10 protein-coding genes are annotated in these 16,146 nt (G+C 74.0%); 5 read left to right on the top strand and 5 right to left on the bottom strand.

Going from position 1 to position 16,146, the window contains the following annotated elements:
- Positions 1–106: 106 nt before the first annotated feature.
- Together JOE63_RS13400 and JOE63_RS13405 are read right to left on the bottom strand one after the other, a co-directional pair.
- A complete protein-coding gene (locus JOE63_RS13400) occupies positions 107–4,648 on the bottom strand; it encodes a TIM barrel protein (protein ID WP_204542063.1) in 4,542 nt (1,513 codons plus the stop codon).
- 306 nt (positions 4,649–4,954) lie between these two features.
- Positions 4,955–5,977 (bottom strand): LacI family DNA-binding transcriptional regulator, encoded by a 1,023-nt coding sequence (locus JOE63_RS13405; protein ID WP_087472240.1) that lies wholly within the window; start codon positions 5,975–5,977, stop codon positions 4,955–4,957.
- A 161-nt stretch (positions 5,978–6,138) separates the two neighbouring features.
- Between JOE63_RS13405 and JOE63_RS13410 the strand changes: the two genes are divergently transcribed.
- The 5 genes from JOE63_RS13410 to JOE63_RS13430 all read left to right on the top strand — a co-directional run bounded on the left by JOE63_RS13410 (position 6,139) and on the right by JOE63_RS13430 (position 10,712).
- Positions 6,139–6,882: a glutamine amidotransferase gene (locus JOE63_RS13410; RefSeq protein ID WP_204542066.1), complete on the top strand. Its 744-nt coding sequence runs from the start codon at positions 6,139–6,141 to the stop codon at positions 6,880–6,882.
- Positions 6,882–7,802, top strand: a complete 921-nt coding sequence (locus tag JOE63_RS13415) for a ribokinase (protein ID WP_204542069.1) — start codon at positions 6,882–6,884, stop codon at positions 7,800–7,802. Before JOE63_RS13410 ends, JOE63_RS13415 begins: the two co-directional genes overlap by 1 nt.
- 36 nt (positions 7,803–7,838) lie before the next feature.
- Positions 7,839–8,945 (top strand): DMT family transporter, encoded by a 1,107-nt coding sequence (locus JOE63_RS13420; RefSeq protein ID WP_087472243.1) that lies wholly within the window; start codon positions 7,839–7,841, stop codon positions 8,943–8,945.
- Positions 8,942–9,991, top strand: coding sequence for a phosphotriesterase family protein (locus tag JOE63_RS13425; protein WP_087472244.1), 1,050 nt, complete (start codon positions 8,942–8,944; stop codon positions 9,989–9,991). Before JOE63_RS13420 ends, JOE63_RS13425 begins: the two co-directional genes overlap by 4 nt.
- Before the next feature lie 139 nt (positions 9,992–10,130).
- The gene (locus JOE63_RS13430) at positions 10,131–10,712 is read left to right on the top strand and encodes a CueP family metal-binding protein (RefSeq protein WP_204542072.1); all 582 of its coding nucleotides are present in this window, start codon (positions 10,131–10,133) and stop codon (positions 10,710–10,712) included.
- A gap of 1 nt (position 10,713) precedes the next feature.
- Here JOE63_RS13430 and JOE63_RS13435 read toward each other — a convergent pair whose 3' ends face one another.
- The 3 genes from JOE63_RS13435 to JOE63_RS13445 form a co-directional block, all read right to left on the bottom strand.
- Positions 10,714–12,687, bottom strand: a complete 1,974-nt coding sequence (locus JOE63_RS13435) for an Ig-like domain-containing protein (protein ID WP_204542075.1) — start codon at positions 12,685–12,687, stop codon at positions 10,714–10,716.
- 121 nt (positions 12,688–12,808) lie between these two features.
- Entirely contained in the window at positions 12,809–14,662 is a 1,854-nt protein-coding gene (locus JOE63_RS13440; RefSeq protein ID WP_204542078.1) for a DUF5979 domain-containing protein, read from the bottom strand.
- A gap of 113 nt (positions 14,663–14,775) precedes the next feature.
- Positions 14,776–16,044, bottom strand: coding sequence for an enterochelin esterase domain-containing protein (locus JOE63_RS13445; protein ID WP_204542081.1), 1,269 nt, complete (start codon positions 16,042–16,044; stop codon positions 14,776–14,778).
- Between the last annotated feature and the right edge of the window lie 102 nt (positions 16,045–16,146).

The following is a 16,146-nucleotide window of genomic DNA, read 5'->3' on the forward strand; positions in this document are numbered from 1 at the left end:
CCGGGTGACGAGGGCACCTCGTCTCCCGGGCCGCCGGTGGTGCGACCAGGTGAGGCGGCGTCGGACGTCCGCCTCACCTGGCCGTCAGGCCGCTGTCAGGCTGCCGTCAGCCGCACGACAGGGCGTCGTGCTCCGCGGTGACCGTGCCCGTCCCTCCCTCGGCGTCCGTCGCCGCGACGCTGACGCTGCCGGCGCCGAGCTCGTCCGACCGGGTACCGAACGACTGGTAGGCGTTCTTGCCCGGTGCGACGTCCTCGAACGTCTTGGTGCCGTAGGGCGTCTCGATCGTGATGTCGAGCGGGACGTCCTCGTCGTTGAGCGCACGGACGGCGAGGTAGGCCTTGCCCGCGAGGCACCGCGGCTGCGCCGTCACCGTGACCGTCCGCTCGTTCGCGCCGGCCGGCTGGCCGGTGAGGTACTCGAACCCGGTGGTGGCGAAGCCCTCGCCGTCGGCGGCGAGGTCGTACTCCATCACGTAGTAGTCGACGCCGGCCTCCTGCGCCGCCGCAAGGATCTCCTGCAGCGGCACGTCACCGTCACCGAGGTTGGTGAACGTCGGGCCGTCCTCGGTCCCCAGGTCGACCGCGTCCTTGATGTGCGTGAGCGCGATCCGGTCGCCGTACTGCTCGATGAGCGCCGGCACGTCGACGCCGGCGTGCGTCGCCCAGCCGACGTCCAGCTGGAACGTCACGAGCTCCGGGTCGGTCTCGCGGACCAGGATCTCCCAGGCGGAGAGCGTCTCGCCCTCGTGCTCGTACGTGGTGGTGAACTCCCGGTCGTGGTTGTGACCGAAGAACTTCACCAGCCCCGCGTCCACGGTGCGCTGACCGAGGCGGTTCATCGCCTCGGCGGTGGCGATCGTGTTCTCGTAGGTGCCGATCCCCGGCTGGGGGAAGCCACCCGAGCCCACGTACTCCTGGCCCAGCGTGGAGACGTAGTCGAGCGTGGCGTCGAACGTGCCCTCGTCGACGTTGTAGTGCGAGGACTTGACGCTCAGGCCGTACGAGTCGGCCAGCGCGCGGAACTCCTCCGCCGTGTAGCCGGCGAAGTTGCCGCCGAACGGCTCGATGTTCTGGAACCCGATCTCGGACAGGCGCTCGAGGACGGCTGGCAGGCCCACCTCGTTGACCCACGGGATCAGCGAGAACATCTGGATCGAGACCTGGTCCACCGGGACCGTGACCGGCTCGGTGGGCTCGTCCGGACCGCCCGCGGGCTCACCGGTGAGGTACTCGTACCCGGTGGTGGCGAAGTCCTCGCCGTCCGGGGCCTGGTCGTACTCCATGACGTAGTACACGACGCCGGCCTCGGCCGCGGCGGACAGGATGCCCTGCAGGGGGACGTCCCCGTCACCGAGGTTCGTGAACCTGATGCTCGAGCCGAGCCCGGTCGCGTCCTTGATGTGGAGGAGCTCGATCCGGTCGCCGTGCTGCTCGAGCAGCGCCGCGACGTCCACGCCCGCGTGAGCGGCCCACGCGACGTCCACCTCGAACGTCACGTACTCCGGGTTCGTCTCCGCCACGAGGATCTCCCAGGCGGACATCTCGACGCCGTCGTGCACGTACTTCGTGGTGAACTCGCGGTCGTGGTTGTGGCCGAAGAACTTCTCGAACCCGGCCGCCACGGCCCGCTCACCGAGACGGTTCATCGCCTCGGCGGTGGCCAGCGTGTTCTCGTAGGTGCCGATCCCCGGGGAGGGGAAGCCACCCGATCCCACGTACTGCTGCCCGACCTCGCCCACGTACTCGAGCGTCGTGTCGAAGTCCGCCTCGCCCACGTTGTAGTGCGACGACGGCGCCTTCAGGCCCGCTGCGTCGGCCTGCGCACGGAACTCCTCGCCCGTCAGGCCGGCGTAGTTGCCGCCGTACGGCTCGACGTTCTGGAGCCCGATCTCGCCCAGACGGTCGAGCACGGCCTGCTGGCCGTCCGCCCGGACCCACGGGATCAGCGAGTAGAGCTGGATGGACACCTGGTCGGCCGGGACGACGACGTTGCGCCCGAAGGTCAGGTTGTCGACGTCCACACCACCGGTGCTCGTCACGACGAGCGTCCCGGTGCCCTCCGGCACCTCGGTGAGCGTGCGGCTGGCGTCCTTCCAGGTGTCACCGGCGAAGCGGAACTCGGCGAGCGAGTCGACGGTCTCGCCGTCCGCACCCACCCAGCCGAGCGAGACGGTGCCCTCGCCGCGGCCGATCATGGTCACGCTGTTGATCGGGTCACCGGTCGGGGCGTGCGTGAAGGCGATCGGCTTGTAGGAGAACGAGTCGCCCTCGTCGAGCGAGGAGACGTAGTACCCGGCGTCCGCCGTGTCGTCCTGCACGAGCTCGACGCCCTCGGCCGCGTCGTACCACTCCGCCTGCTGCTCCTGCGGCTTGAGGATGTGCGTGGCCTCGCCCCGGATGGCCGGGACGCTGCCCTGCGCCTGGTCGGTGTAGGTCACGACGAGGGTGCCGTAGATCTTCTCGCCCTCGCCGTGCTCGACCGCGTCGGGGCTGGTCTGGATCGTGAACCCGCACCCGTCCGCCGTGTCCGCGGCCCGCCCGCTCACCTCGGGGTGCGCGTGCGTGTTGTGGCCCAGACCGAACGTGTACTGGATGTTGCGGCACGTCGGCTGGTTGCCGTCCTCGGCGTCCTCGACCGAGACGGTGTACGGGACGGCGTCGCCCCAGTCGAAGATCGCCCCGTCGGGCTGGTCCAGGGTGATGACGGGGGCGGTGTTGCCGACCGTGATCTGCTGGATCGCGAGACCGAAGTTGCCGCCCGCGTCGGTGACGCGCAGCTGCACGTTGAACTGGCCGAGCTCGGTGAACGTGTGCGTGACGGTCACGCCCTGGGCGTCGTAGACGCCGTCGGAGTCGAAGTCCCAGTCGTAGACGAGCTCGCCGGCCGGGGTCTCGGCGTCGGTCGAGGCCGACGCGTCGAAGGTCACCTCGAGCGGGGCGGTGCTGCCCGAGACCGGGTCGGCCGAGATGAAGGCCCGCGGGTGGGTGTTCGACGACCCGTAGACGACCTTGTACAGGCCGGCGTCCGGGTTCTGGCGGAAGAAGCCGTCACCGTACTCCAGCACGTACAGGGCGCCGTCCGGACCGAACTCCATGTCCATGACGTTGTCCCAGATCGGCTGGTTGACCGTCTCCAGGTGGTCGTTCGGCAGGAAGTTCTCGACCGCGGTGACCTCACCGGCGGACGAGAGCTCGTCCAGGGTGAACGCCGCGACGTAGTCCTGCGAGAACTCCGCCATGAACGGGTGCCCGTCCCAGTACGCGGGGAACTTGACGTCCGAGTCGAGGTTCTCGTCGTAGCGGTAGATCGGGCCACCCATCGGGGCCTGGCCCGTGCCGCCCCATGCCGTCAGCGGGTCGAGCAGCTCCGGCTGGTCGCCGGGGTTGTCGCCGTAGTAGACCTGCGGCGCGGTCGCGGGCGGCACGACGTCCAGGCCGGTGTTCCACGTCGAGTTGTTCTCGGCGCCGGCCTCGCAGTCGAAGAAGTCTCCCGGCGTCGACGTCGCGTAGTCCCACTCGTTGTAGTTCGCGTTGGGACCGTGGCAGTACGGCCAGCCGCCGTTCATCGGCTCGGTCGTGAGCTGCCACTCGACGTAGCCCATGGGCCCCCGGTTCGGGTCCGCCGCGGCCGCGTCCGGTCCGTAGTCGCCCCACACGAGCGCGCCGGACTCGACGTCGTAGTCGATGCGGAACGGGTTGCGCACACCCATGACGTAGGTCTCGTTCCGCACGAGGTCCTGGACGTCGTCGTACTGCGGGTCGTCGAAGAGGTTGCCCTCGGGGATCGTGTACGTGCTCCCCGGGCCGACCTCGGTGTCTGCGGCGAGGTCCTCGATCGGGTTGATCCGCAGGATCTTGCCGCGCAGATCGTTGGTGCTGCCGGCGCCGCGACGGTCGTCGAAGCCGGGGTTCATGCCCGGGGCGTTGTTGTTGGGCGCGTAGCCGTTCGCGCCCGGGGTGCTGGCCGGGGTGTTGTCACCGGTCGAGAGGAACAGGTTCCCCTCGGCGTCCCACGCCATGTCCGCGCCCACGTGGCAGCACTGCCCTCGTTGCGCGTCCACCTTGAGGATCTCGCGCTCGGTGGAGAGGTCGATCGCGTCGGTCGCCGGGTCCCACGTGAAGCGCGAGAGCTGGTTGTACCCGAGCCACCGGTCCCAGTAGCTCTCGTCCTCGCCCGTCGGCAGCGAGTTCGGAGCGCTCCCCGACGGGGTCGTCTCCGGGTACTCCACGCCGGAGGGCGAGACGCCGTCCATCACGCGGGGTGCGTAGACCAGGTACAGCCAGTGGTTCTCCTCGAAGTCCGGGTCGAGGGAGATGCCCTGCAGCCCGTCCTCGGAGTTGGAGTAGACGTCGAGGTCCGCGATCTGGGTGGTCAGCCCCGTCGCGGAGTCGGTGAGGCGCACGACGCCGTCGCGCGCGGTGTGCAGGACCCGGGAGTCAGGCAGGACGGCGAGGTCGATCGGCTCGCCGGTGTTCTTGCTGAGCAGCACCTTCTCGTAGTTGTCCCAGTCGATCGCCTCGTCGGCGGCCGGTGTCGCTTCCTCGTGCCCGGGGTGCGCGCCGGCTGCGCTGATCGACAGCGGTACCAGCACCACGGCGGACAGGACCGCGGCGATCCCTCGTCTGGCGAGCCTGCGAGGGCCCATGGTCGTTCGTCTGTGCACGACGTCCTCCTTGACGCGTCACGCGACGACGGTGACCGCCGGACCAGCAGCGCCAGGCACGCGCGCTCCCGATGCGGCCGCACGACGATCCCCGTCGATCGGTCGGCTCCGGATGGCTGGGCCTCGAACGTGAGACCCGGTGCGACGGACGATGCGATGCCCCGCCGTCGCACTGGGACGACCCTACGGGCGACTTTCGCTGCTGCCAAGTCAAAAGTCGAAATGTGTTTTCTGGAAGTTGGTCGGTTGCGCGGGCCGACGACGGCCAACGTCCGCCGTCGGCCCGCCCTAGGGTGTCGCGGGCCGTGCGACCGAGCCGCGCACGACGAGGTGCAGCGGCAGGACGGTCCGGGCAGGGACGCCGTCCGGACGCGCCCCGGCCATGGACCGCTCGACCGCGTCCATCGCGGCGAGCGCGAGCGCCGCGACGGGCTGCTCGAGCGTCGTGAGCTTGGGCCGCAGCCACTGGCCGACGCGGATGCCGTCGCACCCGACGACCGAGAGGTCCTCGGGGATGGAGATCCCGTGCAGCTCGGCCGCGCCGAGCATCCCGACGGCGACGATGTCGCTGCCGACGAACACGGCCGTCGGCGCGCTCCCGGGGCGCGTGAGGTAGGGGAACGTCGAGGCGCCGAACTGCTCGGTGTACGGACCGTGGCGCACGAGGTCCGGATCGACGTCGAGTCCGGCGTCGTGCATCGCGTCGACGTAGCCGCGCAGTCGGTCCTGGGTCGTGGACAGCTCCGCGGGGCCGGCGACGTGGGCGATGCGCCGGTGCCCCTGCTGCACGAGGTAGCTCGTGGCCTGGTAGGCGCCGCCGTAGTTGTCGACGGTGATGGTCTCGACCGGCAGGTCGAGGTCGACCTCCTCGTCGATGACGACGACCGGCAGGCCGTCCGCGACGGCGCGCGCGAGCCGGTCGTCGGTGCGGGACATGCCCACGTAGACGACGCCGCCGAGCGAGCCGTCGCTCGCGAGGAGCTGGCCCAGGCCGGACTCGGCGTCGCCGTGCCGCGTCGAGAGCGCGACGACGAGCGGGACGCGGCGGTCGCCCGCCAGGCGCGCGACCTCCTCGGCGAGCGCGGTGAAGAACGGGTTGACGAAGTCGGGCACGACGAGCGCGACTACACCCGTGCGGCGCTCGTCCTCGCGCACGGCCGGGCCCGGCGCAGGCACGACGTACCCCACCTCGCGGACCGCGGCGTCGATCCGCGCCGCCGTCTCCGGCTGGACGTTGAGCTGACCGCGCAGGTAGCGCGACGCCGTCGAGGCCGACACGCCGGCACGTTGCGCAACACGCGTGAGCGTCATGGCTCCCCTCCAACGGCTCGCGTCCCAGAACCCCTGCACCCTACCGGCACCGCGTCACACAGACGGTGTTGACAGGCCGAGCGTCTCCACCCTACGGTCTTGCGCAACGTCACACAACGTTGCGCAACGTCGTCGCGCGACCTGATCGCAAGGAGGCCGGGATGAGCCGGGTTCTGCTCGCCGGGGAGTCGTGGATCAACGCGACCACCGACTACAAGGGGTACGACGCGTTCCCCCACGCCCAGCTCGAGATCGGGTGCGCGCGCCTGCTCGAGGCGCTGGCCGCCGAGGGCCACGAGGTCACGCACCTGCCCTCGCACCTCGTCGCCGAGGACTTCCCCTCCACGCTCGACGAGCTCGACGCCTACGACGTCGTGATCCTGTCCGACATCGGCGCCAACTCGCTCCTGCTGCCGCCCGTCGTGTTCTCCCAGGGCCGCCCGTTCCCGAACCGGCTCAAGCTCCTCGCCGAGTGGGTCCGCCGCGGCGGCGGCCTCATGATGGCCGGCGGCTACCTGAGCTTCCAGGGCTTCCAGGCCAAGGCGAACTACCACGGCACCGCCGTCGAGGCCGTCCTGCCCGTCGACATCCTCCCGTACGACGACCGCGAGGAGACCCCCGAGGGCATCGGCGGCACCCGGACCGACGTCGAGCACCCCGTCACCGCCGGCCTCGACCGCGAGTGGCCGATCCTCCTCGGCTACCAGCGCCTCACGCCCAAGCCCGACGCGACCGTCCTCGCCACCATCGAGGGCCGACCGCTCGTCGCCGTCCGCACCGAGGGCCAGGGGCGCACGCTCGCGTTCGCCTCCGACATCTCCCCCCACTGGGCCCCGCGCGAGTTCATGGACTGGGCCGGCTACAGCCCGCTGTTCGACCAGGCCGTCACCTGGCTCGCGGGCTGATGACGCCCGAGGTGGTGGTCGTCGGCAGCCTGAACATGGACCTCAGGCTGACCGTCGACCGCCTGCCCCGCTCGGGCGAGACAGTCTCCGCGACGGGCCTCGTCCGCTCCCCCGGCGGCAAGGGCGCCAACCAGGCCGTCGCCGCCGCCCGGCTCGGCCGGCGCGTCGCCATGGTCGGCGCCGTCGGCGACGACGACGACGGCCGCGCCATCCGCCGCCGCCTCGCCGTCGAGGGCCTCGTCCTCGACGGCCTCGCGACGGTCGACCGCCCCACGGGCGTCGCCGTCGTGCTGTGGGAGCAGCCCGAGTCGACGATCGTCATCGAGCCCGGCGCGAACGCCGTCGTCGACGAGGCGTTCGTCGCCGAGCGCGCCGACCTCGTCCGCGACGCGGCGGCCGTCCTGTGCCAGTGCGAGACGCCGCTCGGCGCCCTGCGCGCCGTCGCCGCCACCGCGACGGGCACCACGGTGCTCAACCCGGCGCCCGCCGTCCCGCTGCCCGCCCCCGTGCGCGCCGCGTTCCGCGTGCTCGTGCCCAACCGGTTCGAGCTCGCGACCCTCGTCGGGGCGAGCACCGAGCCCGGCAACGAGGACGAGGTGCTCGCCATGGTGCACGCGCTCGACCACCCCGGGGACGTCGTCGTCACCCTCGGGGCCGACGGCGCGCTCGTCGTCCCCGCGGGGGGCGCACCCGTCACCGTCCCGGCCGAGCGCGTCGACGCCGTCGACACGACCGCCGCCGGCGACTCGTTCTGCGCGGCGCTCGCGGACGGCCTGCTCCACGGCGGCGACCTCGTCGAGTCCGCCCGCTGGGCGGCGCACGTCGCCGCCTCCACCACCACCCGCCACGGCGCCGTCGACTCCCTGCCGCGCGCCGCCGACCTGGCCCCCGAGGGCACCAGGATTCCGCTCCACAGCTAAGTCCGACGTACCGTCGGAGGAAGGCACGGTCACGCAATGAAGCACACCACGCCGGCGACCACCGGTTCCCCGTCCGGCACTCAGGGAGGTGCTCTGAACTCGTCAGCCCGCCGCAGCAGGGTCAAGGACACCGCGACCGCCCTGCTCGTCGTCGCGACCGTCCTCGCGGGGGCCCTCGGCCCCCTGCAGGCGGCCGTCAACGGCCAGCTCGGCAAGACGATCGGCGACGGGCACGCCGCCGCGCTCATCTCGTTCGGGACCGGCCTGGTCCTCATGTTCGTCGTCGTGTTCGCCCGCCCGGCCACCCGGCGCGAGGCGCTCGCGATCCCCGGCCTGATCCGCTCCCGCACGATCCCGTGGTGGAACTACCTCGCGGGCCTGTGCGGCGCCGTCATCGTCCTGTCCGAGGGCGTGACCGTCGGTGTCCTCGGCGTCGCCACGTTCCAGATCTCGCTGATCTCCGGCCTCGTGATCTCGGGCGTCATCTGCGACCGCCTCGGCGTCACGGCGTCGGTCAAGCAGCCGCTCACCACGACGCGCCTCCTCGGCGCGGCGCTCGCCATCGCGGCGACCGTCGTCGTCATCTCGCCGAGCTTCTCCGTGCCGCACACGATCGTCCTCGCGATCATGCCGTTCGTGGGCGGCCTGCTCGCGGGCTGGCAGCCGGCCGGGAACGCGGCCGTCGCGGACGTCACCGGGTCGATGCTCGTCTCGATCGGCTGGAACTTCCTCGTGGGCTTCACGGCCCTCCTGATCGCCTACGTCGTGCGCGCTCTGGCGGGCGGCGTCGACTTCCAGCTCCCGAGCGAGTGGTGGATGTACCTGGGCGGCCCGCTCGGCCTGCTGTCCATCGCGCTCATGGCGCTGCTCGTGCGCGGCCTCGGGCTGCTCCTGCTCGGCCTCGCCTCGGTCGCGGGCCAGCTCGTCGGCTCGCTCGTCCTCGACGCCGCGATCCCGGCGCTGGGCCACACCGTGCACGTCGCGACCGTGATCGGCACGGTCATCGCGCTCGTGGCCGCCGGGATCGGCATGATCCCGTCCGGCAAGGCGGCCCACGCCGACGAGCCGGACGACGGCGAGCACGAGGACGCCGTGACGGCGGCGGTCGCGGGCGGCGAGGCGGGCGAGGCGAGCGGACGATGAGCGTCACGCCCGCCGGCCACGTGCAGACGGTCACCGGCCGCGCCGCGGCCGCCGACCTCGGCCTCACGCTGCCGCACGAGCACCTGTTCAACGACCTGTCGGGCGTGCTCGACCCGCCGAGCTACCGCTTCTCCGAGGCGGTCGTCGGGGCCCCGGTCTCCGCGTCGGTCGCCTGGGCGCTGCGCCAGGACCCGTACTGCTGCGCGGACAACATCGCCGACAAGCCGGTCGCCGCGGTCGCGGCGGAGCTCGAGAGCTTCGCCGCGCTGGGCGGGCGCACGATCGTCGACGCGACGTCGAGCGCGGTGATCGGGCGCAACCCCGAGCGGCTCGCGGAGGTGGCCCGCCGGACGGGCCTGCACGTGATCGCGGGCTGCGGCGCCTACCTCGAGAAGTTCGAGGGCGACCGCATCGCCGCCGCCGCGGTGGACGCCCAGGCGACCGCGATCGTGGCCGAGCTCGTCCACGGGATCGGCGAGACCGGCGTGCGGCCCGGGGTCATCGGCGAGATCGGCGTCTCGCCGTCGTTCACCGCGGGCGAGACCGCCTCCCTGCGCGCGGCGGCCCTCGCACAGCGCGAGCACCCGCACGTCGCGCTCCAGGTGCACCTGCCCGGCTGGCAGCGCCGCGCGCACGAGGTCCTCGACCTCGTGCTCGACGAGGTGGGCGTACGACCCGAGAAGGTCGTGCTGTGCCACATGGACCCGTCCGCGGACGACCCGGGCTACCAGCGGTCGGTGGCCGAGCGCGGCGTCTGGCTCGAGTTCGACATGGTGGGCATGGACATCACCTTCCCGCAGGAGGGCGTCTCCCCCGACCCGCACACGACCGCCGCCGCGGTGCAGCGTCTCGTGGCGGACGGGCACGCGGGCCAGGTGCTGCTCAGCCACGACGTGTTCCTCAAGCAGATGTGGGTCCAGCACGGCGGCAACGGCTTCGCCTACGTCCCCACCGTCTTCACGGAGATGCTCGCGTCGCGCGGCGTGCCCCGCGACGTGCTCGCCCGGCTCACCCACGACAACCCGGTGGCGATGCTCACCGCCTGACGGCGCCGCCGTCGGACCGCGCGACCCATCACGCCCCACCCGGCCGGGTCCCGACACGCTCGTCGTCGGGCCCGGCCGGCGCCGTGCGCGCGGGACCTCCGGCCCTGGTCACGGGGCTGCGCTCTGAGAGGATCGACGCATGAGACGACGCGCCCTCCCGACCTTCGTGACCGCCGCCGCCGGAACCGCCCTCGCCCTCGTGCTCGCCGGCTGTACCGCCGCCGCGCCCGAGCCCAGCGCGCTGGACGCGCTGCTCGACCGCCACGACCTCGCGGGCCTCACCGGTCAGGAGGTCGTGGACCGCCTGGAGGGGCTGGAGTCGGCGGATCGCCCCACGGACCTGGTCGCCTCGGTCCGCGCGGCGGAGCTCGTGCTCGCCGACGCGTCGTACGAGACGACGGTCCCGCTGCCGGACGACACGTTCTACCTGTCCGTCGCGCCGTACGTGGACGGGACGCACGAGTGCTTCTACCACTCGCTCACGACGTGCCAGGGCGAGCTCGCGGGCGAGCCCGTGAGCGTGAGCGTCGTCGACACCGCGACCGGCGACGTCCTCGTCGAGGAGGACACGACGCTCGGCGCCAACGGGTTCGTCGGCTACTGGCTCCCGCGCGACGTCGAGGCCGCGCTGCGCGTGGAGCACGACGGCCGCGTCGGCACGACGACCGTCTCGACGGGCGACGACGACCCCACCTGCCTCACGTCGTTGCAGCTCGCCTGACTCAGCCGACGACGGTGAATCGCGTCGTCACGACGGGACCGTGCGCCCCGGTCCCCGGGTCGACGACGCGCAGCCCGAGCGAGTGCTCGCCGAGCGAGAGCCCGGTCACCTGCCGGGCCAGCGGCACGTCGCCGAGCGTGTGGAGGTTGCCCGTCGAGCGGCCGTCGACGAACGCCTCGACGACCAGACCAGGGGTCCCGGCGATCTCGGCGTCGACCGCGTAGCGCACCGGCTCCCAGGGTGGGCCGGACGGCCGCCCCGTGACCGTCGACCCGTCGCCCGGCGACAGCAGCACGGGCAGGTCGAAGGTGTAGGGCCCGAGCGCCTCGGACGGCGCGGACGCGACGCCCTCGGCCTCCTGCACCACCCGGAGCCGGTGCTCGCCCGCGGCGCCGAGACCGTCGGCGACCACCTCCCACGCGCCGTCGTGCCCGACGGGCGCCGTCCCGACGACCGTGCCCGCCGCGTCCAGGACCCGGACCGTCGCGCCGGGCTCGCCGGTCCCGCGCAGGACCGGGAGGACCGTGAGCAGGCCGGGGTCCGGGGCCGACGCGACGACCGGGGCCGCCGGGGTCAGCGGCTCGGGCTGCTCCGTTCCGGGGTCCGTACCCGGGTCCGGGGGCTCCGGCGCGGGTGGCAGGGCCGGGGCGAGCGGAGTCTCCGTGGCCGGGGGCGACGGCTGGGCGACGAGGGGCGACGTCGTCCCTGCGCCCGGCCCGGACCCCGGGTCGACGGAGCCTGCCGCGGGCAGGTCGGCCGGGCTCGGGGCGGCGTCCGGAGTGGCGTCGGGTGCCGTGCCGGGCTCGACGGCCGGCCCGCGCGCGACGCCCTCGGGCGCGGCAGGGGCAGCGGGCACCTCGTCCCCCCGCACGCGCGGGGAGGCGAGCGCGCCCGCGGCCTGGCCCGCTGCCGGCGCCGGCTCCCCGGCGCCGCCCCACCACCCGGCGACAGCACCGACGCCCACGACCGCCGCGACGACCGTCGCCGCCACGCCCCCGAGGACGAGACCCGGGAGGGCGCCGGCCGTGACGCCCGCAGCCGGTGTGGTCGCGGCCGGGGTGCCCGCGGCAGGCGGCGTGCCCGCCCCGGGAGAGGGCGTCACGGCGGGGGACGTGGCGGCCGGGGCGACCGTCGGCGCGACCACCGTGCCCGCGGCCCCGAGGGCTGCCGGCACCCCGAGGACGAGCGGCAGCAGCACCAGGCGCAGGCGCGAGGCGACGTCGTCCACCTCCTCGGCGAGGATCGAGCACGCGAGGCACCCCGTCAGGTGGTCCTCGACGCGGTCGCGGGCGGTCGGTGAGAGGGTGCCGCGCGCGTGGTCGCCGAGGCGGGCGGCAGCCCAGCGGCACTCCGGCGCGACGGCGTCGGTCGCGACGTGCGCCTGGAGCCACTCCCGGCGCAGCCCCTCGCGCGCCCGGTACGCGAGCGCGGCCGTGGCGGGCGCGGACAGACCCAGGAGCGGCCCCGCCTCGCGCGGCTCCATCCCCTCGACCTCCGTGTACCAGAGAACGGACTGCCAGCGCTCGGGCAGGCGCCGGAACGCACGCACCGTGACCGAGCGCTCGAGCACCTCGGTCGTGGCGTCCCGCAGGTCGGCGACCTCGGGGACCTCGTCGACGGGGAACGGGGCGGGCGTGCGCGACCACGACGCGGCGACCGAGCGCAGGGTCGTGTAGAGGTAGGGCCGGAACGGTCCCGTCGGACCGGCCCCCGACTGGAGGGCGTGCAGGATGCGCGCGAACGCCTCCTGGAGGAGGTCGTCGGGGTCGTAGGTCGCGGTGAGACGCCGCGCCGCCGCTCTGCCGGCGCCGGCGTGGCGTCCCCAGAGCTCCGCGTAGGCGTCGACGTCCCCGGCGCGCACGGCGTCGGCGAGCTCGACGTCGTCCCGCGCGGGGGCGGGCCCGACGTCGTGCTCGTCGTGCGGGACCGCGTCGGCCTGGGTGCCGACGGGTGCGGTCAGGTGGTGCGCGTGCATGGTCGCCTCTCGTCCGGGGCGACGCGGTCGGCGCGACCCCTCGGGTGGAGAGACCGCCCCGGCGCACGATCATGACGCCGGGACGGCCTCGCGGTGACGGACGTCACCACGTCCCGGGACCTCAGGCCCGGGCGCGGTGCCGCGCGACGACGACCACCACCCCGGCCGCGACGAGCAGGGCCGCGGCGAGGGTCGCGACGCCGAGGGTCATGCCGGTGACCGCCAGGGCCTCGCTCGAGGCCGGCGCCGTGGGCTGCGGCGCCCCGGGAGCCGGGGGTTCGACGTTCTCCGCGGGGCCGCCGGGCTCCTCCGGCACGCCCGGCGCGTCGGCCTCGTTCGTCAGGACGGCCTCCGCCGTCGTGCCGTCGCCGACCACGACGCGCGCCGCGCCGTCCGCCAGCACCTCCACCCCGTCGCCGGAGAACGCCGGTGTCCGCCACACCACCCCGTCGAGCGCCGCGGGCGCGGCCTCGACGAGCGTGACGACCGTGCCCGCGGGCAGGTCCGCGAGCGCCGCCGTGGACCCGTCCGTGACGACCAGCTCCCCGGTCACCTCGCCCTCGGGGCCCTCGTAGGCGTAGCCGACGGCGAACTCGGTCCCGTCCGCCACGGCGTCGGCGGCGGACCCCGTCACGCGCTTGGTCACGGCGATCCCGCCGACGTGCGCGTCGAAGGTGTTCGTCGCGACGACGTCGATCGTCGTGGGCGAGTCCGCGGTGACCTCGATCGGGCCGGCAGGGGCGAAGGTCACGCGGTCCGCTCCTCCGTCTTCGGTCTCGGTCAGCCCGCACACCGCCCCTACCGGGACGCCCGCGAACGTCGTCGTCGCCCCCGCGGAGACGGTGGCGGCGCGCGGGAACCCTGCCAGCGGTGCGCCGTCCGCGTCGGTGCAGGCCAGCTCGAAACCGAACGGCCCGGTCACCCCCTCCGCGGCGTCGCCGTCGAGCTGCTTGGCGAGCCGGATCGAGCGCACGCCCTCGCCGCCGCCGGTCCCGCCGGCCCCGGCGTACTCCGCCGACGCCTCGACGTCTCCCGAGGCGAGGCCGGTGACCGTGTTCTCGTACCGGTCGCCGTCGCGCGCGTCGTCGGGGACCGAGGTCGCGTACGTGAGCACGTAGACGTGGTCGGCACCGTGGGCGTCGGGCACGCTGAACCGGAACTGGTTCGCGGCCGGTCCCGTCTCGACGACGTAGTCCGCAGGATCCATCCAGAAGCCCGCGTCCCAGAAGTCGCCGTCGTCCCAGCGGTCGACGGGCACCGCGAGCGCCCCGACGCTGCCCTCGACCAGGGTGAGGCGCGGGTCGAACGTGTCCGTGAGCACGACCGGGTCGCCGTCCGGGCCGGTGAGGTACTGGCCGGGCACGTACACGTCCCAGCGCACGACGCCGTCCCAGCGGTCGTACCAGCCGCCCTTGACGGGGTACGTAGGTGGCTGCCAGCCCCCGCCGCCCTCGCCTTCGCCGATGCCGCCGGGGACGTCGACGCGGATCTCGACACCGCCGCCCGTGGTGAACACGAGCACGTCGGCATCGGTCGTCTCCGTCACCTGGGCCCAGAAGAACAGCGTCCCCGCGACGCCCGTGTGCGTCGCGACGTAGTCGCCGAGGGTGCAGACGAACTGCGTCTCGTCGACCGTGCACGAGCCGACCACCGCACCCGAGGGGTCGGTGAGGTCGAACGTGTCGGTGAACCCGACGATGCGCGGGCTCGTGGGGAGCGCGAGGCGGAACGTGTCACCCGGGCGTGCGTCGTCGGGCACGGCCCACGTGGCGTCGAGGCGGATCGAGTCCCACTGGTGGATCTGCCCGGTGGGACGGGTGATCTCGACGCCGGTGATCGCGTCGAGCTCGGTGGCGCTCGCGGCCGTGGGGACGGCGGCGAGGCTCAGCAGGGCGAGCAGCAGCGCGACCGCGCCGGCGAGGGCGCGGCGCGCGGGCGAGGTGCTCGCGCGCGGGGGGCGGGCGGTGGGGGGCACGGCGGTTCTCCTTCACTCCTGGACGGGTGTCCAGGAGTGAGGACGCGACACGAGGCGGATCATCACGCGACGTGTCGCACGTCACGTCCGGGCCTCCCCCGGCGGCGGGCCCCTCAGCGCGTCGGTGGGTGCGCCCACGCCAGCGCGTCCGCGATCCCGCCGCGCCAGCACGCGTCGTCGTGGCCGCCGTCGAACTCGCGGTACGCCACCTCGCACCCGGCCGCCCGCAGCCGTCCGACGGCAGCCGGGTGCTCCGGACGCAGGACCCATTCCTGGGTGCCGACCTCGACCCACGCGCGCGTCCCGGCCAGCGCGCCGGGCGCCAGACCCGCGCTCGGGTCGCCCTGCCACAAGGACGCGGACTGGCTGATCGCCGCGCCTACCCGGTCGGGGTGCGCGGCGAGCACGCGCAGGGACGTGAGCGCGCCGAGCGACTGGCCCGCGACGCTCACGGCACCGCGTCCGGAGCGCACCGGGAGGCTGGCGCGGGCCCAGTCCAGGAGGTCGTGCGCAAGGTAGGCGTCCATGCCGCCGCCCCCGTCGAGCTCGCCCCAGCGCCGCTCGCGCGACCCGGCGTCGAGCAGGACGGCGCGCAGCGGCCGCACCGCGCCGTCGTGATGCAGGTTGTCGAGCGTCGTGGCGAGGTCCTGCGACCCCGTCCACGCGTCGCCGTCGAGCGCGAGGACGACGTCGGTCGCCGTACCCTCCGGCACGGGTGGCTCGTAGACCCAGGCGCGACGGCCACCGGGCGCCGCCTGATCCGTGACGGCGCCGCGTGCGACGCCCGGCCGCCGCTCGACGTACGGCTGCGGCGGGGCGTCGGGGAGCTCGACGACGGACTGCACCTGGCCCGCGCGGTTGCGGCACGTGCGCGGGTTGCGCGGGTCCGGGCGCCCGACGAGGTCGAGCGCACGTCGCAGCGCCGCCTGGTCCGGTGCGTCCCACGGGGCCGGGCCGTCGCCGCGATGTGCCAGCACGGCGTACGAGGCACGCCACGTCGTCGCCATCCGGTAGGAGAGGTGCCAGACGTCGGTCCCGGGCACGCGTGCCATGAGACTGTCGGCCAGGTTCCGCTCGTCGGTGAGGCGGTTGACGAACAGCAGCACCGCGCGGGCGCCCCCGTCGCGGACGAGGAAGGTCGCCACCGCCTCGCCCGGGCCCGCGGTCTCGACGACGGGCGACGCTCCCGCGCCCTCCGACCAGAACCGCTCGACCACGGCGTCTCGGCGTCCCGGGGACGCTGCGAGCGCCGCCTCGAGCCGCTCGACCACGGGCCCGACGACGCGCGGCGCCGGCTCCGGGCGGGGCACCTTGGGCGGGGTGCGCCGCAAGCGCGCGACCGGCCGCCCGGGAGGCGCCTCCGGGTCGGGGTGCGGGGGCACTCGGACGCTCCTTCGGACGGTTCCTGGACGCCGCGACTGTACCGGGGACGCACGACGGCGCCCGCCGCACGGGAGGGTGCGACGGGCGCCGTCGGTGCACCG

Origin of the sequence: Cellulosimicrobium cellulans (assembly GCF_016907755.1) — a bacterium.
Classification (GTDB): Bacteria; Actinomycetota; Actinomycetes; order Actinomycetales; family Cellulomonadaceae; genus Cellulosimicrobium; species Cellulosimicrobium cellulans_D.

Coding starts and splice junctions, on each gene's coding strand:
- JOE63_RS13415 (WP_204542069.1), top strand. CDS start 6,882: ATGACGCCCGAGGTGGTGGTCGTCGGCAGCCTGAACATGGACCTCAGG.
- JOE63_RS13410 (WP_204542066.1), top strand. CDS start 6,139: ATGAGCCGGGTTCTGCTCGCCGGGGAGTCGTGGATCAACGCGACCACC.
- JOE63_RS13435 (WP_204542075.1), bottom strand. CDS start 12,687: ATGCACGCGCACCACCTGACCGCACCCGTCGGCACCCAGGCCGACGCG.
- JOE63_RS13405 (WP_087472240.1), bottom strand. CDS start 5,977: ATGACGCTCACGCGTGTTGCGCAACGTGCCGGCGTGTCGGCCTCGACG.
- JOE63_RS13430 (WP_204542072.1), top strand. CDS start 10,131: ATGAGACGACGCGCCCTCCCGACCTTCGTGACCGCCGCCGCCGGAACC.
- JOE63_RS13425 (WP_087472244.1), top strand. CDS start 8,942: ATGAGCGTCACGCCCGCCGGCCACGTGCAGACGGTCACCGGCCGCGCC.
- JOE63_RS13420 (WP_087472243.1), top strand. CDS start 7,839: ATGAAGCACACCACGCCGGCGACCACCGGTTCCCCGTCCGGCACTCAG.
- JOE63_RS13400 (WP_204542063.1), bottom strand. CDS start 4,648: ATGGGCCCTCGCAGGCTCGCCAGACGAGGGATCGCCGCGGTCCTGTCC.